The following is a 26,816-nucleotide window of genomic DNA, read 5'->3' as shown; positions in this document are numbered from 1 at the left end:
ATTCAGCATACAATACACATCTGGATAATTCTCCATGAACGGGTCGGTATTTATAAATATGCTAGTCCTTGGGTCGTATTACCTTGCACCATAATAATAAAACCCAGTCTCGCTATCCAGTTCTTTACCGTTAAATTTATATGGCGTTTCATAATCTTCGGTAAGGCTATGCTGCTCTGCCATGGTTTCACCAAAAGGCAAATTTAAGAAAAACTGGTACGGCTGCACATTTATATCGGTTAAATAAGTACTGCTGCCCAAATGGTCCGGGTGAAAATAATATATATTACCCGGCGGTGGTGCAAGTGTCGCTGTTGTATTTAAAGATTTTTCTGTAGCATCTTCCTTTTTATCATTAGTTTCGGGCTCATACTTTTAAAGACTGTATAGCATCTAAATCTCACACATATTGCATAAGTCTAAAGCTTAAGCAATATGTGAGGGATAAAATATTTTTTTCAAGCAGGCTCATGTGCAGTATAGCCTAACACTGAATATTAAACTAAATAATTTTTAAAAATGTTTTGGGATACCTAAAAAATCAATTATATAAAAAGTATAGTTTTGAAAAAAAATTATAAATAAACCTGAAAAAATTACACTGTATAAAAAAACTTTTGAAATCCATTTACCGATTATGTGTTTACTAAATCTAGTTGATAAACCAATTATAAACGGTATAAATATCATAAAAAAAGGAAACATAAAATATGTTCCTAAGGGATATGCACTAGTACTAAATTTGTAATCAATATATAAAACACTATAAATTAAAAATGATACGAAGAACCCATATATACAATGTTTTACTTCAATATTTTCTTTTAATGTTGATTTTATAATCATAATAATCGATATCAAAACAAGGATAGCGTTCATTATTAGAAAAGGATAAATAATAATTCCCATTATTGTTTTATTTAATAAGATTTAAAAAAATTAAAACTAAAAATCTCTTGGTGAAATATGGATAATTTTATCATCCCTATTACCACTATGAACTGTATTCTGCTTGTTAGATTGCATTCTACTTATCATTGTTCCAATTAAATGACCCGTAATGATATTACTGAATAGACCACCGTTTACAATGTACTGTTCACCTGTTGGTTCTATACCTACGGCTCTGCCGCCAAGAACTTGGATTCTATTTAATGGGTCACTTTCGTGTATATAGTTCCTGCGATAATTACCTTTTTTTAATTTATTATTTTTACGTTTTTTTTTGGTTGCATTTGATATCCATGCAGGGTTAAAAGTTACAGAAGACCTTCCAGTTCTTAATGATGCATAATTTGCCAATCCTCCTCCTAATGAATGACCTACAAACGTCAATTGTTGGTCACCTATGTATTGTTCCATCTGCTCCGCTACTAATCCAGCTCTGTGATACTGATCCGAAAAGCCAACAACTTGAGTTAAATCATTTAAACCATCCTTTTCTATTTCCTCAGTTCCAGCAAAAACAAATGCATATTCAGTGACTCCATCCTCTTTAATTCTTTCATACATAGTTCCCTTTAAGCCGGTTTCTTCTACATTTAAGTTGAAACCGTACATGGCTGATTGTTGCCAACCACCCGCAAGATTACCTGTATTGCTATAGACATCCGAAGCCATTAATGCAGCCTCAAAAGGGGTTGGGTCTTTGCCATCTGGATCAACCAATACAACTGGATTCTGTACACAGTACACATAAGGATTGACATTAGGGTACTTCTCCATCAACGGGTCAGTACTTAAAAATATACTTGTCCTTGGATCATAGTAACGCGCTCCATAATAATACAGGCCGGTTTTGCTATCCTTTGCCACCACACCACCTGGCCCATTAGCTAAAACAGCCCACCGGGCTGTTTTTAACGCTATGTCGTCATTAAAATTTTAAGGCGTAGCATAATCTTCGGTAAGGCTATGCTGCTCTGCCATGGTGTACCTCACACAATATTATTTTGTTTGGTGTTCCATGAATCTCCGCTTTACTACGATTCGCCAAAAGGCAAATTTAAGTAAAACTGGTAGGGCTGCCCATTAATATCGGTTAAATAATTGCTGCTGCCAAATGGTCCGGGTGATAATAATATATATTACCCGGAGGTGGTGCAAGTACAGCCGCCGTTCTATGCGAATATTTTACAGCAAATCAGTTTTCCCTATCGCTTTGTGGATCATAATTTTTTTAAAAGTGTAACGGTTCGGTTGCCCTTTTATAGAATACTCAAACAATTATACTTTAAAATTTAATATCATTCATGTAAGAGTCTCATTATATTGTCCTACAAAATATGCACAAGTAAAGAGCTTTGAGAGTAGCAGGAGTAGAACTATACATAAGTGTGCTAATCAGAAATTTTAAAATACTTCTTTTGATAATTTATACTATCTCGTTTAATTTTAGCTACGAATAATGATTTAGGTATATCTATTTTGTAAAAAAGGTTATCAACATTTAGATATTCGTATTTTTTTGTGTTCAAATATTGTTCAAACTTTAAGATTTTATATTCTCGATTATAATAATATCTATTACTATACGAATATATTCCATAAACATTCTCAATACTTAAAAAATTACCGTCATTAAGTTTTATAATATAAAAATCATGTCTACCGTCAACACATTCATAAGAATGACGAAATTCATCTTTCAATGCCAATATTATATTTTCTCTTGTCATATCTCCGCAGAGATCATCATCATAATCAATTTTTCTCTTGTATCCATCTTTATCCTTTACTAATTTTTCAGTTAAAATTATTTTGTTATTTTTTTTACTACTGAATGTAAGAATCATTGAATCACCATGATTATGTATTTTAAGAGTTCTATTAATATTACTCTTCAAAGTAATAAATTCGTCAACATTTTTATCACAACTTGTTAAAAAAAATATTAATACTATTATAGAGTAGTAAGTTTTATTTCTTTTCATATTTGGCATATTTTTCTTTGTAAAACTTATCTTTAATTTTAAAAATTTCTTCAAATTTTCGATATCTTTTTATTAGCTCATTTTTTGACTCCGTATATCTTTTATATCCTCTATGACTAGTATCATTGTCTCGTATTGCAACATGATCATTCTCATTATTTTTTTGATAATCAGCATACCAGGTTTGGAAGCCATCAGCACCAAGTTCTTTAAATTTAGAGACAAGCAGATCCACTATATCTCCATGAACAAGTAATTCATGTCCAATAGTTTCGACGAGTTTCTCTTCTGAATATAATCCATCAATTACCATAGTAAACTCCAATTTCCCGTCATTAACCCTAGCTGAAAACCAGGCCTCAGCTACTGTACCCATGATTGCCCCTCTTTCACCACCATCTTTAGCGGCGTTTTCGAATACCAGCATTTTGTAATCTGAATATTTACCATCACTATCGGCTGTGTATCCAAAAGCTTTGTCGCCTTTTCCCATAAATTGAGATACAAAGTTCTTTCCATGAGAAGTGCCCATAAATTTACGCATTGCATTATTAAAAGTTCCTCCAGAAAAACCAAGTTTAGCGACTTTTCTTAACCCTACAAAATATACTAGGTATGTTATAAAGTCCCTACCATCAGGATCAATCAAATTAATAGGATTCTGTACACAGTATACATAGGGATTCACATTAGGATACTTTTCCATCAACGGGTCAGTACTTAGCCATATACTTGTTCTTGGGTCATAGTAACGCGCTCCATAGTAGTATAATCCTGTCTCGCTATCAAGTTCCTTGCCGTTAAACTTATATGGCGTTGCATAATCTTCGGTAAGGCTATGCTGCTCTGCCATGGTTTCGCCAAAAGGCAAATTTAAGTAAAACTGGTAGGGCTGCCCATTAATATCGGTTATATAATTACTACTGCCCAAATGGTCCGGGTGGTAGTAATATATATTACCCGGTGGTGGTGCAAGTGCTGCCGCCGTTGTACTTAAAGATTTTTCTGTAGCATCTTCCTTTTTATCATTAGTTTCCGGCTCATACTTTTTAAAGGTTGCCTTGCCCAGTTTGTCTTTTGTAAGCATTTGCGAGAGGTCAGCTATTTGTAGCTGGCGCAAAGCGTCTTCATCAAAACTTTCGGAGTTGTTACTTTCAGTATTATTACTCTGGCTATTACTGCTGTCCTGCTGAAGCGCTGTACGTGGCAATGCACTGTTAAATATGGTTATGGGCTGGTCGCCTATCCTGCTTACTATGCGCTGGCTGCCGGCATAATAATGCTTGCTGTAGTTCCCGTTGCTGTTTACTACTATAAACGCACTTGGATAAGTAGTATAAGCACTAAAACTTATACTGCTGTTTACCGGTGTACCATTCTCGTATACCGATGACATTAACGAGGTAGCTTTTAGCACCCTTTCTCCGCCAGCGTCATAAATGTAATGTTGCATGGTTTGGGTATCGCTGGTAACGCGAAGGCGATTGCTTTCGTCCCACACAAAAGTGCGGGTGTTTTGGCTTGGGGCTGTTTTAGTCTTTATGTTGCCGTTTACATCATACGTAAAGTTCTCTGCAGTTGCTGTACCTGCATTAATACTTTGCAGTTTGTGGGTATTAGCAATATATGTATAGTTGTTAGTATATGTATTTGCGGCTACCGCGGTATTATTTTTATTATGCCCCTGTGTCTTTTTTTCTATGCCATGGGTTGTTTTATACACCATAGCAAGGCTATAGTTGGCTTTAAAATCGTTATTATTTGCCTGCTGGGCAGTATTGCCTGTAAAATCTCCTGAAGCACTAACTAACCTGTTTAGTGTGTCGTAGGTGTAATTGTTTTTATAGGCACCGCCCATTTGGTTCGTGGTATTTGGCACGGCAGTATTGTTAATACCCATAATATTGCCCACATAATCGTAAGTATACGCATTATTAAACATGTTTTGCCCTGATGGCGTTTTGGCAACCATATTTGTCATACGTCGCAAATCAGCACTATAAGTATAATTAGTTACCGTATTGTTACCGTAGGTTAACTGGGTGCGCTGCTCATAATAATCGTACTGTATATCCTTAACATAAGGGTATGCGGCACCATTCATTGTCCCTGCTACAAAATTAAGGTTGCCTCCCTTATCATATTGATAAGTTACTTTTTCACCATCCGGATAGCCGATGTTTTTAATCCTGTTCCAGCTATCATAATTAAAGGTAGTAGTAAAGGTGCGGGTAGGTATATTAGGCCCTACAACCGTTCTTGTATTAGTTACAAGCTCTCCCATAGAGCCGTAAGCAAAAGTTTGGGTACCTGTTGCATCTTTTTGTGAAACAATCCTGCCCTTATCGTTACCTGCAGTGCCATAATCATACTTTACATTTGCAACGTTAAGGTTAGCCCCTGTGTTTGGATAATTAACCTCTGTAAGATGGTTAAAGTTGTACTTATATTTTATAAACCTGTCTGCAACCTGTATGGCTGTATTTGCTGCCAGAGTTGCTGTTTGCAGCTGTGTAATATTTCCTGCAGGAGCATATGTATAAGTTGTAAGGCCATTGTCAGGGTGCTTTAGCGATATTTTACGGCCAAGAAAATCATAGGTATACGTTGTACTAATGCCTGCATCATCTGTATAAGTTAATAATTCGCCTATAGCATTATACACAAAACTTGTTTTTATGGCTGTATTGCCTAAAAAATTTTCTGTTTTAACAATTCTGCCGTTTGCATCACTATAGCTGTTTGTTTGTTCTATCGCTGTAGCATTTTGGTCGGTAACTGTAGAAGTGCGCAATTGAGGATAGGTCCCATTGGTTACTACAGAATAATACATGTAAGACATTTTACCTGCCGGATCCTGAGTATTTGTAACGCGGTCTGCTATGTCATAATTTGTTATTACTTTGTTAGGCGAATTGTATTCGTTTACAGCATTATTTATACTGCTGCTCTTTGCTTCATAATATGGATGGAATTGCTGTATAGCCCGCCCATATAAATCGTACATTGTCTTTCCTGATATAGACATGGCTTCAACCACCCCACTACCCGTATTAGTCTCTATATCCTTTTTAACCTGTACCACACGTGCAAGGCCATCTATAAAAGTTATAGTTTGTATGTCGTTACCGGCATGATCACCATCATAGTGAGATGTTGTAGCAAACGGCATAAAATTAGCCTGGGTAACCCCCTGTCCCGCTACATATAACGGATTGTAGGTAAAAGAGATAGTATACGGCAACGAAGCTGCTTTTTCTTTAGGTGCCAATATAGTTTTTAGCCTGCCAGAAGCATCATAAGTATACTCCATTTTATTACCCGAAATATCTGTGCTTACAAGTACCTTATCAAAATTATAATCGTAGGTAGATGATGATTCGAATGGTGTTGATGATGCATAGTTAAACCCATCTACAACTTTAGTAAGGTATTTATTTTCTACTGTGTCATAATTATAATTGCGTACTACACGTTCTGAAGTGCTGGTACTATTACCCGGTAATGTTATCATGGCAAGATTACCATATTCGTCATACTTCATATCGGTTATTGCATCATTTGTGCCATCTATTTTAGCAGTAATTGATGTTACATATCCTGTAGACTCATCTACCACTGTAGTTCTTTCCCTTTTTATAATGTCAGTACCGGAAGATGTATCATATACACTAACCTTTTTAGGAACATTTATCAGATTTTTGGTTAAAAGGGCCGCAGATGAATGGTACTCAATATCGGTGCGATAATCGTCTGACAGGTCATTAACATTGCCCTGATAAGTATATTTTACCACGCGGGCATAAGTATCATATTCCATTTTAACACGCGATGCAACAGGAGTTGACCCCAGTTCATACACGTAATTGTCTGTTTGTGTAAGCAATACAACAGCACTTCCGCGTCCTTCTGTACCTCCTTTGTCATAAGCAATCGGTGTCGAAATGGTAGGATCAAACGCACCATTTACCATTTTTTTAACCTGGTAGGTATTGGTTGTTTTATTAATAAAATTCTGCCCTGCGTTAATAACATATGTTTCCAGTAATAGGCCATTTACATAATAACTGCTATTATGGTAACTTTGTACACTTACCCTGTAAATCTGTCCGGCAGTCGCTGTATAGTCTATAGTGTTAACGGCTGCAAATCCATAAAATTCCCGTTCGCGGCGGTCATAATAGCCCCCCTGATATTTAAAGCTTTTAGTATATTCATCTATACCATCGTTTACCCTGTCATATCCATCCTTTACAATCAGCTGCTTCATTACCCAATGCGAATTAGGGTCGGAATACGTTTTTATGCTTGGCTCATAGTCCACTACAAAACTTCCCCCTAAAGGATTTTTAACCGTTTTAAGCATGTTAGTACGGCCTATTGCAGAGTAGTTTACAGAGAAATTGCCATCAGTAGCTGCTGAGTTACCAGAATATTTTATGAAGTCAACATAACCGTCGCCATCAATATCCTTAAATATTTTTTTTGTCTGGTTAATGCTCAGGCTGGTAGTTGCATCGAAAGTACCACCGAATTTTATATGTAAAACAGGTAGTAATGGACAACACAAGGGAAAACCTATGTACGCCCCAACGGTTCCACTCAAACTCAGGGCCTGGCTGTTAGAATCTGAATCAAGCGTTAATGGTGTGCCACCGCTTACTGTTAAAGATGTTGCGGTTCCGAAGCCAGTACCTGTGTTATATTTTACAGTAGTACCCTCTACCCTGTCGGGCAGCCCATCACCATTTACATCAATGTAACTACTTTTAGTATTTCCACTACTGGCACTATATCCTGCATTCCCGGATACAGACCCTCCACCAAAAAAACGACTATTTCCAAGTAATGCTTGTGCTGTGTCTGCAAGACCAAAATTAACACTTGCCGTTCCGGGCGTTGTTTCAATATTTCCCAACGCATTAAAGCTTATATAGTCCTGGGAATTAAAAACATTTTGCCCTCTGTTAAGTTGAAATTTAAAACCACTAATATCATCAACCCTATCCTGCAGGCCATCTCCATTAATGTCCAGCCAGTAGCCATTCACTTTATCGCTACCGGCAAGGTTAATACCCAGACCTATGCGGCTCGAAGCAGGGCCAGCTTCATACTGTCCCGATTTTGTTTGTGAAGTACCATCTCCGGAAGTTCCCGATTTATTACTAATATTAAACTCACCGGTTTTTCTACCGGAGAGCAAATATCTACGCGAACCCGAAAGCCCTGTAACACTACTCTCCTCTTCCGTAATATTACCCGTCCCAGGGTTAGCTGTAGCAGCAATGTGTCCACCCAGCATGTTTGTTTTTTGTAGTGCATCTGTGGTTACAATATCCGGGTATCCATCACCGTTAAGGTCAACAAAATCAGTAACGGTATGGCTGTATGAACTGTTGCTGTTGCTTAATACTCCTCCCACACCTGAGCCACCACTCCAACCCACACTGTTGCTTCTTGCAACACTTCGGTGTATTTTATTGATAGCCTTCATACCCGTAGAGAGATTAGGTAAAAGTTGTGATGGCTCGGCATCTGCAGTAAGTTCCGGATAACTTAACCCTGACCCTGAAGATGATGAGCCTGGATTAATATCCTGACGCCCGCCTGCCCTTAGTTTATTGTATTTTATATATTGGCTGTTATATAATCCGTATGAAGTATCTTCCTGATAATTATAACTTTCCCTTACATGCTTCAAGGGCAATACAGCCATATTAAAAGGGAGGTTATCTGATATAGGCTGAACATTTTGAATTATCGTATCAACATTAGCAGGATCTATAGTTGACCCTTCGGCAGGTATATTACCAAATGTTGCTAGATAATTTTGTACACACTGTTCATAATTAGATGCTGCCGGATCGCAACCTGTATTAAAAAGAGGATTGTTATTTCTAATATCTGTTGTGTCAAAAGGTTGCGTTACAAGCTGGTCGTTAATAAGTTTACTGCTAAATGCGCCCGCGGGAGTATTGGCGTTAGTATCATATTCATCATTATACATAAACTGTCCCCACCCATTTTGCATATATCCGAAATTTTCAAATTCATTTTTATAATAGACCGAAACCGCTTCTGTTTTCATCGTGTCAGATGGGTTTGACTGATAGCCTATTACTGCAAGTTTGTTACCTACCGCTTGGCGGTATTTCTCAAAAAGTTCAATATTTTCTTTATCGACAAAGTAATAAAATTCTAAATTTCTTAAGTAAGCACTATTTGTTGTACCGTAATGAAGAAAAAAAGGTTCTGCACTGTCTATAGAGATTACTCCACTGGTAATTGTTACCTTACGTATTCTATAATCCTGATAAACCATAAAATTAAAAGAGCCATTATCTATGGATGAAAGGGCTGTATTATCTATAATCTCAATATTAGGTTTTACCCAGTAGTTATCAGCTGTAGCTGGTGGATTCCATGTAGGATGTGTAGGATCTGTTGCAGGTGGAAGAAGACAAAAATTTCTTTTTAAGGAAGCTATTCTATACATCGGAACTTCTGGTATTGGATATATAGTAAATCCTGAAGAGTTATTTAAGTTATCACTATCAGGAACAAAAGTCAGCTTTGGCTCCCAAGAGTCATTGAAAAAGATTGGATTATCATTAGATGAAGCTGCATCTAGAGTCCCGAAATAAAATGCTCCTTCGTCCGATATCTTAAACAAAAATGACGTAGTCGGATCTGTGACAGGTATATTAATTAAATCTGCTGTAGGACTTATTAATGCCTCATCTCCCCAAGGTATTTGTGGATTAGAAAGAGGATATATTAAAACATCTGTATTTACTCCCTGTGCATTGGTAGTTCTTTTAAAAATTTGATACATGTTGTCACAATCTGCAAATTGATTGTAGCAAGCTGCGTAAAATTCTTCCCATGTTATGCTTACTGTACCCGATCCAGGCATCGAAACAGGGTTATTATCCTTAATTGTAAAAGAACGTCGATTCGAAAAGTGGTCTTGCGGTGGATAATAATCCGGTCGATTAGTATACTCTAAATAAGGATTATCATATGTTAAAAAGTATATTGTTACATCAGTATTAACTATAGGGTTAGCCATATTCTTGTTATTATGAAACCTAAAATAAAGCCTATCACCTGTGGTTACATTTAGTAATCCTGAAGAAGGATCTTGCGGTAAAGGAAGTGTATAACTGTTTGTTATTGTTGCCGAGCGTAAAAGACTTACTGTACCATTATGAAAATGCTCTAATGTAAAGTTTGCTGATCCTGCAGACTCATTTATAAACGTTGCATCTATCTTAATTTGTCCCGTTGCAGGTGCCATCCAAACTTTAACCACATCATAACTATCATTAAATTCTTCCTCTTCTTCGGGTTCGTCTATCTCTGTCTCCTGTACACTTGGCCCGGGTTCTCCCACAGGGCTTATACCGCTGAGAACCATATTAGGCGTTACATTACTGTTAGAAGTAAATGTAGGCTCGCCTGTAGCGGTGTCAATACGATTAAAATTTACTACTCCATTATTTACGATATCCATTAACCCATCGCTGTTGGCGTCGGTAAAGTAAATTGTAGATTCTGATTTAGATTTTGTGCGCTCAGTACCCGCAAAAAAGTTTAAAAAGGTCACGTCCCAGGAGTCTCCAAAAATAGTTTTTGTGTTGGCCTTGGTAAAAGAGAAGTCGCTGATATTATGCATACTTTTACTCACACTCGCAAAACTATTGGTTCGCACACCCTGGCTACTTATTGTTATCCTGCCGGGATAGTACTGCAGACCATTATTTGTCTTGTAAACAATATCGTCTATGCCGTCGCCGTCTACATCCACAAGGGTTACCTTACCACGGCTTTTAACATTGTTCTCTCCAAACGGGGCACCAACCAACAAAGTTCTGTCCGGGCGATTTGTACTTCTTAAGGGCCAGATCTCTATACCAACACTGGGTTTAATAGAATATCCTGTCTCTGTACTTTGTGCGCTATTAATCTTGGAGGCATGCAGCAAATTGCCAAACTCCAAAGAATAGTCGGCCGATATCGTAGGTGTGCTAACCGTTTGATCTGCTTTAAACAGCCTACCTCCATTTGTTGCTACATCATCATAATAATCAAATGTATGAGCATGAAATATTACATTGTTCTTGTCTTTTTCTGTAACAGATTTTAATAATCTTTTAGAAAATGCCCCAGGGTCATATGCAAACAGATATGACCTTATTAAGGTTGTATTATACTTAATATCTATATTATTCAACACGTAAGGGTCCGCCTGTTTTAAACCCAGTCTTGCTGTAAAGGTTGCATCTGTCCGTATCGTTTTAGCACTACCAGTTAACGCATAATTAAAAGCTACCTGATATTTGCCGTGACCGGCATTGCGGCCCGTATAATATATATTTTTTATATAAAATGTATTACTGCCATTAAGCACTGCATTTTGTCCGGTTAGCCCTGTTATGTTAGCATTATCATATTCATATATTATGTTGTTGCCAAAAACATCTTCTACCATATATAGTGCCCAGTGTACTATTCTGCCACTACTATCCTTAATGACAGTATTTTCTAAAACATCATCATCTACGTATCCTCCATACCAGCTTATTGTACCATCTGTGGCCGTTACTTTCCAGTAATAATTACTTGGAGAGTTACCCTTGCGTTCTATTTTTGCAAAACTACCTTCTTTTCTTAGCGTAAATTTTTTATTCGCCGATCGCGCCTGGGTTTGAGGCACTGGAGTTATATTATCAATAGTGCTTATTTTATGGCGGTGTGGCAAAAAGTCACTTGGATACATTAACTGTTCACCGTTTAGTGAATAAAGTTCCGATTCGTTTACAGGGTCAAACGATGGCACGCCCCAGCGTGTGTCTATAGTAATTGCCGGAGTACTAATATTCCACCCCTGCCCAAGCCAGCCACTGCCGCCATTGTTACTGTATTGTAAGTTTACCTGTGGCTGCATACCTTTACGCCCGGCCGGTATTTTAATAGGGTACGATATATTTGCATCTCCTTTTTGTGATGCCTGCGGAGGGCTTATTAACGTCATTTCTGCAGATGGGTCTGCCGCCTTAATATCATTCATCATATTAGGCATAAACGCACTCGTTTCGGGGCTATCCGGCGACTGTATTATACCATTTATATAATCTGTAAAATGAGTGGTTTTAGATATGATTTTAAAATTTTTGTTATCAATACTGTCTAATTGCACCACTTTCCAACTTTTGGAATCTGTATCAAAGAAATAGGTTTTAATATCTTTTGGTGTATACCCTGTTGGCAGCAAGAGCGTATCATAAGCAATACCAATAGTTACAGGAGCATTAAATTGTGTTCCATCGGGTAAAAAGCGGTATGCGCTGGCCCCTTTTGTAACATTAATCATCCCCGATTCCATTGGTGGGATATCTATACCACGCAGTTTGGTTACAGAAAGTGTTTTGTCTGTTACTAATGCACTATCATTAAGCACTAACGAAGCTCCCTCTGTCTGGAGGGATTCATTAGAGTTTGCTTTGAAGAATTTTGAAAAATTAAGTTGCTTATCTTCTATTTTAAAAGCGTTGTCGGCTTCTGTTATATTGTCTATAAATAGGAGCTCCTGCCCTAAAAGTCCCTCTTTGTTTAGTGCTTTAACTACAATAAATTTATTTATTTTTATAGCGTCTGTAATAGGCACTATGCCCTCAAATTCATTATTGGTAATATTTAATTGTACATCGCCCGCATAGATCTTAGCATCACTATTATCTCCCCTTAAAAAACCTTTTACATATATTTTATTATCCTTACTAAGCAAAATACTGCGGTTTGGCAACACCATCAATGGGTTTACCTGTGCCGTTTGTTCAATTTCTAGAGTAAGGTTTCTTATTTTGTACAGATAATTAGCACCATCAGGGACTGTAAATAATATAGTGTTCTGCCCTTTTTTTAACCATGCGACATCTATCTCTTCTTTCTGCACAGACCAACCCGGCTGGGCTTTAATTAAATACCCTCCGGTAGATAGCCTTTCGTTAATGCTTCGCGCTACAGACTGATGGTCATTTAATCCATAAAGTTCATACGTTATATATACTTTACTGTTAAGTGTGGGTAAATCGTTTATTGTAACTTTAAAAAGATTATCTGCCGGATTATCTATAGGCATCTCCTGAGATATACCTATAATGCCTTCTTTCAAATCAGCAGGAAGAATTTTCTTTAAAACCCTGTTTACATTATCATATATAGCAGGCTGTACTTGTTTTATAAAAGATGGATTTAAATTTGCATACGGCTTTTGGCCCAGTGTTGCAGACTGATTTATGATTTCAGGTAAATTTTTAGAGCCATCAGTATAGCTGTAGATAGTATGCCTGTCCCTTTTATTAATATAAGCGTTTATAATGCCTTGCGCAGGTGCTACAAAGGTACTATGCAGCATTGCTACTAATACTACACGGTGAATTAAGGCAATAAATTTCCCTTTAACTGTAAAGTAATTTTTATTATATTCCATTAGTAAGGTGTTTTGTAATAAGGTAGTGTTAGAAAAACTATTCTATAATAAGTTTTACAGCCTCATCAATATTGTTTATTGTTGCTGTGATCAGGTATACGCCTGCTGTTAATAAAGAATCTGTATATGTATACTCTTTTATGAGGCCAAGATCTTTAACTACATAAGATTTACCTTCCATAGAATTTATTTTAACAGTTACCTTTGCTTCTTTGTTAAGGTTAAACCTAATGTAAAATGGCTGAGAAGCTTTAGTAGGATTAGGATATGCGGTCCACCCAGAATTTACATTAGCCGCTGGTAAGACTTTAAATGGAAATTCTTTTTCACAGCCATTATTGTTTGCTATCTTCAATAAATAGTCGCCTGTTTGTACCGCAGTAAATTGTTCATCGGCAGAATGAATTTCTCCATCTTTTAGCCATTTGTAAGTAAATTTTGTTTGTATATTTTCGGGGGTTATGGCCGAAACCTGTACCTGCTTATTATTGCCAAGATACCATGTTGATTTCAAGGAGAGGTTTATATCGGCAAAACGATCAAGGCTTATATTTAATGTCTTACTATTTTTTTTACTATCGGTAACGGTAACTGTATAATTATCGGCGGGTAAACTTATAAACCCATAATTTTCTCTAGTAATTATTTGCTTCTTACTTACAGCTTTAGATGTTACTGCAATTTCATAAGGAGGCTTGCCGCCCGCGATAGCAACATTGATAGCACCCGGCAGCGGTAAAGAACAATCTGTAAGCGCGTCTGCTTCAAAAAAGAAATCAGGGCCTTTTATGAAAGTAAAAATATCGGTTCTATCATTATCTAAATCCCAAGCTACGTCATTAAAATAGATAAACTCCTCATCCTCATTAGATTGCTTAATATAACGCGCTGTACCATAATTAAATGTTGTGGCCGCATCATCATTTATGGCAAGCCAGATGCTTTCGCTATCAGTAGCACCCGTCCCGGTAAAAGCAATTTCACTTTTATTAATGCGCACCTGGGTGTTAATAGTATGAAAACTCTCCTTAAAAAAACATTGCATTTTCCAGAGACGTTTCATTACTTTTATATCATCATTTTTTTTAGATTTATTAAACGACGTACTCTCTCCACTATCGCCCCATAGTAAAAATGTATTATTATCAAAAGTGTTTTTATTGCCTGCATTGGTAGTATCAATTATTCCCAATCCAATGTAAATTCCATCCTTTTCAGCATTGCCCGATTGCTTTTGGTAAAGTCCTGAAGCGTCATCCCTGCCAATACCTGTTACCCTTTTGTTAAATACTTTATTTTTTTTGAAATCCCAGATGGTGTCATTTGCAGTGTTTGTGTAATTAAAATCTCCAACTATGGAAAGCCCGAACTTAATTGAAAGGTAGGTTTCCACTTTTTGCCTTTCAAGCCTGCTCAATATCCTGGGATAATAAATTACCTCCATCAGCTGATGCTTACCATCCTCATTGCTTGTAAAGATATCTTCAATAGCGATGCTATTATTTTTTTTTCCTTTTTCATCTATAGCTGCAACAAAGCTTAAGATAATTCCCTTTTTAGAATCCACTTTCTTGTAAGGCATTTCTAAATCGGTAAGAACTTCTTTATTAGTGATAAATGTAGTGGTTTTGCCTTTATTTATATTTATTAAAGATTCCTCCTGATCAGTATCTGATTTAAAAACTGCAAAAAAAGAATACCTTTCCTCTACTACATTTTTATAAAGTTTATTTTTTAAATTTTCAAGATCTAATACTTTATTAAAATTAAAATGAGTGGCTTTAATTGTTTCGGGGTCATTTTTGACTTTCGCAAGTGCAATGTCATTAGATAAATCTGATTTTAGCCATAAGGTATGTCCATCCACATCTCCAGGGCTTTGGGCACTTAAAAATGTAGTAATGAAACACAAAAATAGGCATAAGCAATTTTTATGCATGAGCTTGTTTTGTTGGTTGGTGTGCCCAAATATATTTATATTATTTCATTAATTAACAAAATTTTATAAATTTAAAACAAAACAAATGTTATGTTAATATAGAAGTTATCTTAATATTTTAGTTTCTCAAGAGCAATAGTTATAAAAGCAAGGAAATTAAATCCTATCCAACTTGTCAATGTAGTGTCGAACCTATTAAGAATTGAGCAGTAGCTGTCCAACCAAGCATTAGTCCCTTCGATAGCATTGCGTTCTTTGTAAAGCTATTCATTTAATGAGCAATCCGAATCCTTGCTGCTATTCCTTTCTATTATACTCACTGTTAGCTAATATTTCTTTCTGCTCGCAATTTCGAATCAAACCTTGCATCTGCATTAATTAATATACCTTTTACGGAATTTCTGACGATTCAAGTGTTGCCGTTAAAACTTCAAACTGAAGTTCAATGTCAAATAGGTCATTATGATTCAAAGATGTGGATATATCCAAATTAAGTGTTTGAATATCATATAGATATAGAGTGCTAATTATTTTCTTTTTTTTCTTCCCTTATATCTGACCTCTTCACCACTAAGTGAAGCAGTAGTATAGCTACCATTTAAATCTGCACTTGACAAGTCTAATGAAGACTTATGTTTTTTAAGTAGTCGTATCCAACATATTTTCCAAGCCCATTGCTTACACAAGTCTCTATAATGCCCAAAGACTGTGTTGTAGCTAAGAACTTGTGTGCTAAATAAACTTTTAACAGGCAAAAGATGCCATTCCCCACCTGTTTTTAGCTTATTAAGAATGCAGTTTATTATCTATGAAACAGAGAAGTCTGTTTATAACCGCGTTTGCATGTAGTAAATTTGGAATTATTTCCTGTTCTATTGAATTTTGCTCAGTAATATTACATAATTGGGTTGTATTTGATATAGTTCGCAAAACAAATATCGGCAACCCTTTTTATCTTTTACATATTTTAAAAAGTCTAGACGACGTCACTAATATCTTCTCACACAAACAACAGAATAAGACATTAATTATTTTACTTATCATAAAAAAGCAATTACTTTAAATGAATCCATTATTTCCTAACTTGTCAAGATATTCTTTTTGCTGTTCCAATAATATTTTTTCTATTCCCTAATCGGAAATCAATATTTATCCTGCCATCTTTTACATACTTTGGAGTGTATTTTTACAATACCAAAATAAATATTTTTACCCAGCAATATCAGCCAAACGCTCTAAATCTTCTAGTAAATAGTTGGATTTAAATTCAGAGGGGGCTACAAGACCCGCTTCATGCAAATGGAGCGGTTTTTTTGTTTATACAAGTTGCATAACTGTAAAGGCTTATGCGAAACTTGAGGCATTGGAATTACTATAAGAAGTGTTGGCAAATATTTTCTGTAATTTCTTGTTTGACAGGGATTTGAAAACAACTGGACAAATGATAATTGAGGTCAATGTATAATACTATTCTTATGCCTTTTTTTTTAGATGCATAATTAAAATTATAAATGTTAAAATTATATTGCTTTCTGTTAAAATTTTTCTTAAAATTGGTATAACCAAACCAACAATAAGTAATGAAAAATATTGAAGCACAAACCTTAAATGTTTACACATCTAAATCAAGGGCAGATAAAGCAATAAGCTCTTTAAAAGGTTTATTAATCGGGATAAATTTAGATGGTGAAGTTAACGAAGCAGAGATTAACGAACTTAAGCTCTGGGCAAATAACCATAAAGAACTCATAAACCGCAATCCGTTTAAAGAATTTATGGATGTAATAGATTGTGCTGTTACAGAAAAAATCCCTTCTAAGGAATGCATTGAGGATTTATACTGGCTGTGCCAAAAATACGAAAATGATAATTACTACTATAATACTGTAACATCTGATTTGCAAATCCTTCAAGGTATTTGCCACGGTATATTAGCCGACGGCGTTATAAATGATAAAGAAATTTATGACCTTAAGCAATGGCTTAACGAAAACGAGCATCTTAGTACCTATTACCCTTATGATGAGTTAAGAAGCCTTATACTTTCGGTTTTATCTGACAAGAAAATAGATGAAGAAGAAAGAGTTGTGTTAATGGCGTATTTTAAACAGTTTGTAAATATACATAGTAAGGAAATAAGTTCTAAAATTAATGAGCAGACAAGCGATGTAAATATTTCCGGATTATGTACCAGCGACCCTGATGTGGTATTTGAAGGGAAAACGTTTTGTATAACTGGAGTTTTAAAAAGGGGTAATCGCGAAAACCTGCATCGTGATATACTAAAGTTAGGAGGCATACCTACAGATAGCATTACTAAAAAGACAGACTACCTGATTGTGGGCGATAATGGTAACCCCGCATGGGCATTTTCATGCTACGGCAGAAAGGTTGAGAAAGCGGTTAACTTAAGAAAAGACGGCCATACAATAATGCTTATTCATGAGTTTGATTTTTCGGATGTTATAGACGATCTATTGTCTTAGTTCCCAAATTGTAACTTAAAAATCAATTACTACTCATGGATGAATCAATTATAGATGTTACCGGCCAGTCATTTACTTTGCCGCAAAGTAATTCTGCAAGTCGTCGCGATGTTCCTTATTGGGGCCACGAATATGTGTCTTCCTATGCCGAAATAAATAATGCCGGTAAAGAGCAGCGCACTTTTTATAAAACATTCAGGGCAAATTTCCTTGGTGAGATCTATATGGATATCCAGGGTAATAGCAATTATGCCTTTATATTACTTTTCGATCTTTTAAACGACTATGAGAACCATAAAGATGCTGCCCGTTTAGAACTACAATTAAAAGTACTGGGTACGCATTACCCTAAAACAAAAATATATGGTATTAAATTTTTAATCCAGAAACTGAATGCAAGAGGCGATAATGATGCTATTGAAAGATTGCGGCGTGAAGAGAATTTTTATGAAGGGAGTTATAACGAAGATTATTGGAAACTGGGATCTAAATATAAAACCAAACTTAACCTGGGAAATGATGATGTAGTTTTATTAAACAAATTGTACAACCCTGACAACAATTTTTTTAATATCGAATTTTGTGGCCTTGAAGTTTTAAAACTTTATCTTGTTGCAATTAAGCGGCTTAATGAAATATACCAAAAGGAAACTTCGACGCTGGATGCTGAGCTAATTAAAATAGCAGATATAATAGCTATACAACATTTTAAATTTGTAAAAGGAAGCGGTAACTATAAATACTCTTTAGAAACAGTTGTGAATGAAATGCATTCAAATATTTTTAAGCATTGCGAAAATGCCGTAAGAGAGTATTATGGGCACAAGCGCAAATTAAACACCGATATAGCGTATACATCTATAGATATTAATAATGAATATCACGGCAAGCTTATAATACGATTACAAAAAGCACTGGCAATTTATGCGCCTACGCTATCTTACCCCAACCGTGATGCAGAACTGGAACTGAATGCCCAAAACCCAGCCCGATGGAAAATTAAATATGACGAACTTACTAATGTTTATAAAGGCGATAGTAAGCAATTTGTAAGTGATTTTATTATATTAGGCAACCTGAACAAACGCAACCCTGCGGTAGAGAATATTTTTTACGAAGCGTCAAAATTCATGGCACAGTATGATAAAATAGCTTCGCTAAGGTTATATATTTATTACTTGCATTACGACCTGAAATCTGTAAAATTTGACAATAAACCATTAGCAAAAACAATACAAAAAAGCTTGTTTACAACCAATGAGCAGCTGCATAATTTCCAGATTATAGTTAGTGAGATGGTTAACGATAAAGAACTTGACAAAGCACTAAATGCTATACCCAAAGTGTATGCCGCTAAACGCAAAAAAATACAGATAGACAGAGATGCCATACAGCAGGTACACGAAAAACATTCCGGTACTGTAGAGCTGCTAAATGAGTATCTTAAAGATGAATATGAGGATGAAACCACTGCATTTAAAACCGAAGAAATTAATGCTGATGAAATGGTTATGGAAATAACATCCAAAACTGCCGGTCAGGAAATTTCAGTGTTTAATGCCGGTATAAGCCTTACCCAAATACAATGCGAAATACTGGAACTGTTTGTAAAAGCAAACTTAACGGTTTATCACCATGATATAGAAATTTTTGCGCGCTCTAAAGGTGTTTTTAAAAATCAGTTGATAGAGAGTTTAAACGAAGCGTGCTATGATACATTAGACGATGTATTGATTGAAGAAGAAGATGAATATTATACAATAACCGAAAATTATTACCAAACAATAGTAGCAAAATGATAGATAACATAAAACCCAAAGAGGCAACAGCCATTATAAACTCTCTTATAGGAGGCGTAGTGCCTAAAATAGGAGTGCAGCATATTACCGTAGGCAGATCTGAAGAAATTAACGCTGTTGTAAATGCTTTAGATGATGTAAAGAATGGCCACAGTATGGTTAAATTTTGGATAGGCGATTTTGGTTCGGGTAAATCGTTCATGCTCCATTTGCTTAATACAGTTGCCTTAAAGCAAAAATTTGTAGTAGCAAATGCCGATTTTACGCCGGATAACAGGCTCTACTCTACCGATGGAAAGGGCGCAGCGCTTTATGCTGCTATAATGGATAATGTAGCAATACAAACCAAGCCCGAAGGTGGAGCACTACCTACGCTTTTAGAAAAATGGATTGAGCAGGTAGTTATGAAAACCGCCCAGGACAACAATATACCACTGGGAAACATAAGGGATGAACAATACCTTAACCTGATCCGAAACAATATTATAAAAACCATTAATGAGATAACCGAAGTTGGTGGTTTTGATTTTGGTACCGTTGTAATGAAATACTATGAGGGTTACATAAAAAATGACGAGCAGCTAAGGAGAAATGCTTTAAAGTGGTTAAAAGGCGAATACAATACCAAAACTGAAGCAAGACAGGATTTAGGAGTTAGGGAAATTATAACCGACCTTAACTACTACGATATGCTTAAAAACTTTTGCAAGCTGTTTGTTAGCATGGGATATAGCGGCTTTATGATAAACCTGGATGAGGCAATAAACCTTTACAAGATATCTACAGCAGCAATGCGTGAAAAGAATTATGAAAAGATACTTTCTATTTATAATGACTGTTTTCAGGGCAGGGTAAGCAACCTGTTTATAAATTTTGCCGGGACTAAAGAAGTATTAGAGAACGAACGCAGGGGGCTGTTTAGCTATCATGCCCTTAAATCGCGTTTGCAAACCAATAAATTTGAAACTGCCGAAATACGTGATTTTGCACAGCCTGTTATAAAACTTTTCCCGTTAGACCATAATGAGATTTTTGTGCTGCTAAAAAAGCTAAAGGCCATTTTTGATATTAATTATAAGGTTACAACAAATATTACAGATGATGATGTACTTGGCTTTATGGAAGAAATGTTTAATAAACCGGGAGCATCAGAATTTCTTACACCACGTGAGGTTATCCGTGATTTCTTAAACATCCTTAATATCATCAGGCAAAACCCTGATCTTGACAAGGCAAAATTATTTGGCGATATAGAGATTTCAGACGAAAGGCCGGATAAGGTTTTAATGGATAGCATAGAAGAATTATAATGTCGTTCGATCTGTTATCAGAACCCATCCGTAAATACATAAGAGATAAGCAGTGGGAGCAGCTGCGGCCTATACAGAGTGTTGCAATACAGCATATATTATGCACAGATAACCATTATATTTTAGCATCGAGAACAGCTTCGGGTAAAACCGAAGCTGCTTTTTTGCCTATCCTTTCAAAAGTTAACTTTAACGATCCGGGTGTACAGGTATTGTATATTTCGCCCCTTATTGCCCTTATAAACGACCAGTTTTACCGTGTAGAAGACCTGTGCAAAAGCATGGAGGTTACCGTGACTAAGTGGCATGGCGAGGCAAACAAAGGGCTTAAAGAAAAGCTCATTAAAAATCCATCGGGAGTTGTTTTAATAACGCCCGAATCTATAGAGGCAATGTTTGTAAACAAGCCTTATAATGTAAAGCAGCTTTTTGCCAACTTAAAATTTGTGGTAATAGACGAAATTCACACATTTATAGGCTCTGATAGGGGCATACAGCTTAAGTCGTTACTTTCAAGGCTTCAGGATATTAATGTTGGTTCTTTCAGGATCATTGGTCTCTCAGCTACTATAGGCGACTATAATGAGGCTAAGAAATTTACTGGAAACGAAGATAAAACAGTTGTATTGCTTGATAGAACTAAGAAAGACATAAATGCTGTGTTTAGATATTTTGAAGCAGATACTCCGGGTATGACACCCCTTGCACTGCTAAAAGACCTGTATGTAGAAACCTGTAACAGTAAAGCATTAATATTTCCTAACAACAGGGGGCGTGCAGAAGAGATAGCGGTAAATCTTAAAAAAATATCAGACAGGGTAAAAGGGCATCCTAATTATTTTTCGCATCACTCATCTGTGCACAAAGAAGTAAGAGAATATGTAGAGTATTTTGCAAAAAACAGCAACCATCATAATTTTTGTATTGCCTGTACATCTACATTAGAACTTGGTATAGATATTGGCAATGTAGATGAAGTTGTACAAATAGATGCTACAAATAGTATAGCATCGTTAATACAGCGTGTGGGCAGGAGTGGCCGCAGGGAGGGAGCTACAAGTAACCTGTTCCTGTATGCTACCGAAAAGTGGAGTTTATTACAATCTGTAGCATGCTGGCTGTTATATAAGGAAGGGTATATAGAGCCGCCTGCCATTTGCAAAAAGCCTTATGACTTATTACTGCACCAGGCGCTTTCTATCGTAAAAGGGCATTCTGGTATATTAGTATCAGAACTAATTTTAAGACTAAAAGGCAATTTTGCTTTTAAGGAGATTGAGGAATGTGAGATAATAGAAATTATAGGCCATCTTATTGTAAACGATATGCTGGAAAAATTGCAGCATGAAGTAATTATAGGTGTTGAGGGAGAAAAGATAGTTAATAGTAAAGATTTTTATACTGTCTTTACCATAGAAGAAAGTTTTAAAGTAGTAAATGCCGGATATGCTATTGGCGAGATACCCTGGTCACCTCAAATTAGGGAAGATGAGAATATCCTGCTGGCTGCCAAGATATGGAAAATAATATTTGTAGATTTTAAAGCAAAAAAGATTGAGGTACTTACGGCAAAAGACGGTAAGCCTCCTAAATTTTTTGGAGGCGGTGGCGTTACAGATGTTAAAGTACGGCAAAAGATGCTGCAAATATTATATGATTATGATGATTATGATTTTTTAAATGAAGCCTGCCTTAACAAGTTAAAAGAAATGAGGGATGATTTTGCTACTTTTAAAATTATGGATATTGATAATGAGAGGCCAATGCTCATCTCAGAAAAACACTTGCGCTATTATACTTTTGCCGGAACAAAGATAAACCGAACATTAAATTTGTTATACAATATGCGTGACCTCGATGCTAATTATGATGAATATACCAGCAGTTTTAAATTTGATATAACCGCTATAGCGTCACATCATGAGCTTTTGCAATTGCCGGGACAACGGGAGGACTGGGATAGTTATATAGGCGATAGGATCTCTAATGGGATTTTGCCCGATTCTAAATGGGGAGGATTGCTACCTCATAAATTTCAGATTAGTATAATGCGTCAAAAATATTATGACATAGACGGGGCAATGGATTTTTTAGAACATATAAAAATAGTTAGTAACCTTTAATTTAATCAAATTTACTTGTAAAAGGGGGCTCTTTAATTTGGGGGCAATATAAGTTTGGATAAACGTTCCAAATCTTCCTCAAAATAGTTCGGCATTTGCTCGGATGAGGCTACAAGACCCGCTTCATGCAAATGGAGCGGGTTTTTTTGTACTATAATATTGCATATTATTTTTTGTCTATAAATTTTATAGCTTCCTGGATATTTTCATCTGATAACAGATCGTCAAGATTATCCTTTTTAGAAATAGCAATGTCCGGGACAATGTGCTCGTAAAAAACTCCGTTTCTGTCACAGTCGTAGGCGATGCTTAAAACCAGTGTAGCACCATAGGGCAGCGACCTCATAGAATTTGATGTTGTCATTCCCATTGTTTGCTCGCCTATAAAGATGGCATTTGGCCGACCTTTAAATGCCATAGCTGTTACTTCGCCCGAACTTGCCGTTAAGCTCCCTGTTATTACAGCCACTTTTGCTTTATCAAGCAACACTCCTTTTGGGTCTATGTAAGATACCTTGCTGGAATTATCTATATACTTACCTCCCGATAATTCTATTGTACCTATCTGTTTTTTATTAATATCAAGCGTACCCCAAACGTTGTCATCTCCTAATAAATCATATAGAGCGAGCAACATAGGGTAAATATTTCCGCCAGTATTAAAGCGTAAATCTATGATCCAGCCTTCAATATTGTTTTGTGTTTTAAGGGCCGCTATTTTATCATACAGTGGCTGTGCTATTTTATGAATATTTTTAGAACTAACATCGCTAAACGTTATGGCAGGTATTAAAATATAAGCATATTTACCGTCGATCACTTTAGCTTCAAAGGCAGGCTTAGAGGCATATTTAGCTTTCCATTGATCGCTAAAATTTTCAGGCAGGAATTTTACCGGCACACTATATCCTTTATCCTGATAAAATACTTTACAGTGTGTTGCCTCAATTTTACCAAACAATACTGCCACCTCTTTTAAAGACTCTTTAAAATTTTCATATTGCAGTAAATTTTTATTGGTTTCGGCCTCAACCACTTTCCAGTCTGTTTTATCTTTATACAAATATTCCTTTTTTAAGGCCGAGAACAACTTACCATAAAATACCGAAATACTATCCTTAGATGCTGACGTTTGTTGGGCATTTAAATGAAGTGAGAAAATAAATAACAGTGCGAATACTTTTTTCATAAATTACCGTAGAATTTTAGTTGAAACATGCTAAGTAACATTAATAGACCAAAAAAGACTGCAATTGTTACACTTTACGGTGTCCTTATTTTTTATTTAACTTACTACACAGCTTTTTGTTTATATTCGTTCAAACAATAAACTATGAACGCAAAAAGTACTTGTACGATAGGTTTAGCATTTTTCTTACTAAGCTATATACTATTTTCTTTGGGCTCTAAACAAATGTATTTTCAGAAACCGATAGATTTTGCACACTGGTTTAATCTAATTGGGGCAGTGTTGCTGTTTTCATTCAATAGGGTATTTCCAAAAAACACCCTTAATTCAGTCGCTTCTTTTGTAACAACATTAGGTATTATTGCCCACGTAGGTTTGTGTACCATAGACTTTATTATGTGGAGTTTTGGCAATAACGATTCAGCCAAAGTAGCATTAAGCGAACATATAAGCAATACCCCGGCTATTGTATATCCCTTTGTTATTATTGGCCCATCGCTTCTTTATATAGGCCTGGCATTACACGCAGCAAATTTTATCAAAACGAATACCTTAAGTGCGTTAATGGTTATAGCGGTTGCCCCGGCAGTAGGCATTTCGTTTTTTGTATTGAAAAACGGAATTTGTATGGTAGTTAGCTGCCTGGTTTTCGCTTTAGGATTACTTTTACTGCTTAATAGAAAAGAAGCTGATAAAACTATTGCTTAGAAACTTATACGGCTACAAAACTAAAAGCAGTACAGCAATGTGCTGCTTTTTTTTATCCAATTATTTATTTTTCAACTTCTTACATTTACTCAATTCTAAAATTTTACTCATAAATTTATGAAATGCCGTAAAGTGCTAAATTTTCAAAAAAACATAAACAATTGATTTAAAGAATCTTAAGAGTATGGTTTATTTATTGGAATACATATAGCAACCAATATACCACTATGAAAAACAAGGCTTTAGTAATCTGTTTATTCTTGTTAGCATTTACAGCAACAGCACAAACACCCGAGGAGATACTTATTGCAAAAAGGATTATACTGCCTGCTATACCAGCCTCTATAGGCACTTACACCAGTGTTGTAAGGGTTGGCAATCTATTATACCTGTCAGGCAGAGGCCCGTTGCAGGAAAACGGTCAATACACAACCGGTAAACTTGGTAAAGACCTGACTACAGAAAAGGGCTATGCCGCAGCAAGGCTTTGTGCCATTGCGCAAATAGCCGTTTTAAAGGCAGAACTGGGCGACCTTAAAAAAGTAAAGCATATTGTAAAAGTCACCGGGTTTGTAAATGGTACTGATATTTTTATAGACCAGCCTAAGGTAATTAACGGATTTTCTGACGTTATGGTCGAAATCTTTGGCACTAAAGGTATCCATTCAAGGTCGGCGGTTGGGGTTGCATCATTGCCACAGGGCTGGCCTGTAGAAGTAGAGATGATCGTAGAGATAGAAGATTAAAACAACTATAAACTTTAATACATAAAACCAATAAAAATGAAATCAACAAATCGCTTCAGTCAGCTAAAAAGAACATTTTTAGCCGCAACATTAATTGTTGCCTCGTTATCAACTACAAATGTGGCAGCACAGGCTGCCCCTAAGGTAAAAAATATTGTAATAGTACACGGCGCCTTTGCCGATGGTTCAGGCTTTAAAGGGGTGTTTGATATTCTTACTAAACAGGGCTATAATGTAAGTGTGGTACAAAACCCCTTAACATCATTACAGGATGATGTAGACACCGCAAACAGGATAATAGACAAACAAGACGGGCCTGTAATACTTGTAGGCCACTCGTGGGGTGGAACGGTAATAACACAAGCCGGTAACAACCCTAAAGTTGTAGGCCTTGTTTATATTGCTGCATTTGCTCCCGGCGATGGCGAAACTACATCACAATGGGCATCGTCGCTTCCTGCAGCACCAGAGAATGGCATACTGCCTCCGGATGAAAAAGGAGTAATTTATTATGATAAAGCTAAATTTCACGCTGGCTTTGCCGCCGACTCCAGTAAAGAGCTTGCTGCCTTTATGTATGCATCTCAGGGGCCAATATTTGGCAGGTGTTTTAGTGATAAAGTAACTACTGCTGCCTGGAAAACCAAACCAAGCTATGGCATTGTTGCTACCGAAGACAAATCTATCAACCCGGATATTGAACGCAATATGTACAAGCGCGCTAATTTTAAAGTAACAGAGGTTAAGGGCAGCCATACTATATTTATATCTCAGCCTGCTAAAGTTGCCGCAGTCATTGTTACTGCTGCCACAAGCACAAAATAATAAACCTTAAGGTTAGTTTAGTCAATGTTTTTTTTCTTAAAGCCCGGTGTGCGTAACCGGGCTTTTTCATTTTAATTTCGGTTATAACTATAAAAGTCGGCTATCATTAGCTTAAGCTATTAAACGGCGAATTTCACCCCTTTAATTTTCCAATATACCACCCATAATCCCAATAAAATTAAGTTTAATTTGCCTCACTATAACGTTATAGTTATTTTCACTATAGCATTCCCATATAGTTACACACGAAACCAAATTAAACC

General features: G+C 36.2%; 13 protein-coding genes. 7 read left to right on the top strand and 6 right to left on the bottom strand.

The features are described from left to right. Positions 1-78: 78 nt before the first annotated feature. From F565_RS21430 to F565_RS0109535, 5 genes are all read right to left on the bottom strand, one after another. Positions 79-261: an RHS repeat-associated core domain-containing protein gene (locus tag F565_RS21430; RefSeq protein WP_020213001.1), complete on the bottom strand. Its 183-nt coding sequence runs from the start codon at positions 259-261 to the stop codon at positions 79-81. A gap of 684 nt (positions 262-945) precedes the next feature. Next, positions 946-1,815, bottom strand: coding sequence for an RHS repeat-associated core domain-containing protein (locus F565_RS0109550; protein ID WP_231559608.1), 870 nt, complete (start codon positions 1,813-1,815; stop codon positions 946-948). Between the two features lie 524 nt (positions 1,816-2,339). Beyond that, positions 2,340-2,933: a hypothetical protein gene (locus F565_RS0109545; RefSeq protein WP_020212998.1), complete on the bottom strand. Its 594-nt coding sequence runs from the start codon at positions 2,931-2,933 to the stop codon at positions 2,340-2,342. Next, complete coding sequence (locus F565_RS0109540; RefSeq protein WP_020212997.1) at positions 2,920-13,428, bottom strand: SpvB/TcaC N-terminal domain-containing protein; 10,509 nt, start codon at positions 13,426-13,428, stop codon at positions 2,920-2,922. The genes F565_RS0109545 and F565_RS0109540 overlap by 14 nt, the downstream gene beginning before the upstream one ends. Before the next feature lie 37 nt (positions 13,429-13,465). Then, a complete protein-coding gene (locus tag F565_RS0109535) occupies positions 13,466-15,295 on the bottom strand; it encodes a T9SS type A sorting domain-containing protein (protein WP_169336020.1) in 1,830 nt (609 codons plus the stop codon). Between the two features lie 1,652 nt (positions 15,296-16,947). On the opposite strand from F565_RS0109535, the gene F565_RS0109530 reads away from it, so the two are divergent. Genes F565_RS0109530 through F565_RS0109515 form a run of 4 tightly spaced genes read left to right on the top strand, consistent with a single transcriptional unit; the run spans position 16,948 to position 23,085 of the window. Further along, the gene (locus F565_RS0109530) at positions 16,948-17,853 is read left to right on the top strand and encodes a BRCT domain-containing protein (protein ID WP_020212995.1); all 906 of its coding nucleotides are present in this window, start codon (positions 16,948-16,950) and stop codon (positions 17,851-17,853) included. A 35-nt stretch (positions 17,854-17,888) separates the two neighbouring features. Further along, positions 17,889-19,652, top strand: coding sequence for a tellurite resistance TerB C-terminal domain-containing protein (locus F565_RS0109525; protein ID WP_020212994.1), 1,764 nt, complete (start codon positions 17,889-17,891; stop codon positions 19,650-19,652). Then, positions 19,649-20,962 (top strand): ATP-binding protein, encoded by a 1,314-nt coding sequence (locus F565_RS0109520; protein ID WP_020212993.1) that lies wholly within the window; start codon positions 19,649-19,651, stop codon positions 20,960-20,962. Before F565_RS0109525 ends, F565_RS0109520 begins: the two co-directional genes overlap by 4 nt. Beyond that, positions 20,962-23,085, top strand: a complete 2,124-nt coding sequence (locus F565_RS0109515; RefSeq protein ID WP_020212992.1) for a DEAD/DEAH box helicase — start codon at positions 20,962-20,964, stop codon at positions 23,083-23,085. Before F565_RS0109520 ends, F565_RS0109515 begins: the two co-directional genes overlap by 1 nt. Positions 23,086-23,251: 166 nt before the next feature. Here F565_RS0109515 and F565_RS0109510 read toward each other — a convergent pair whose 3' ends face one another. Beyond that, on the bottom strand, positions 23,252-24,274 hold the full coding sequence (locus F565_RS0109510; protein WP_020212991.1) for a S41 family peptidase: 1,023 nt from the start codon (positions 24,272-24,274) through the stop codon (positions 23,252-23,254). Positions 24,275-24,499: 225 nt separating this feature from the next. Between F565_RS0109510 and F565_RS0109505 the strand changes: the two genes are divergently transcribed. The 3 genes from F565_RS0109505 (at position 24,500) to F565_RS0109495 (ending at position 26,553) form a co-directional block, all read left to right on the top strand. Next, positions 24,500-24,982 carry a hypothetical protein gene (locus F565_RS0109505; protein WP_231559607.1) on the top strand — a complete coding sequence of 161 codons (483 nt, stop codon included), beginning with the start codon at positions 24,500-24,502 and terminating at the stop codon, positions 24,980-24,982. Positions 24,983-25,242: 260 nt separating this feature from the next. After that, positions 25,243-25,728, top strand: a complete 486-nt coding sequence (locus tag F565_RS0109500; protein ID WP_244874856.1) for a RidA family protein — start codon at positions 25,243-25,245, stop codon at positions 25,726-25,728. Between the two features lie 36 nt (positions 25,729-25,764). Further along, positions 25,765-26,553, top strand: coding sequence for an alpha/beta hydrolase (locus F565_RS0109495; RefSeq protein WP_020212988.1), 789 nt, complete (start codon positions 25,765-25,767; stop codon positions 26,551-26,553). The last annotated feature ends 263 nt before the right edge of the window (positions 26,554-26,816 follow it).

It is taken from the genome of Flavobacterium rivuli WB 3.3-2 = DSM 21788, from assembly GCF_000378485.1.
Classification (GTDB): domain Bacteria; phylum Bacteroidota; class Bacteroidia; order Flavobacteriales; family Flavobacteriaceae; genus Flavobacterium; species Flavobacterium rivuli.
Note: the sequence above shows the minus strand (reverse complement) of the source record. Positions and strands in the feature narration are given on the sequence as shown.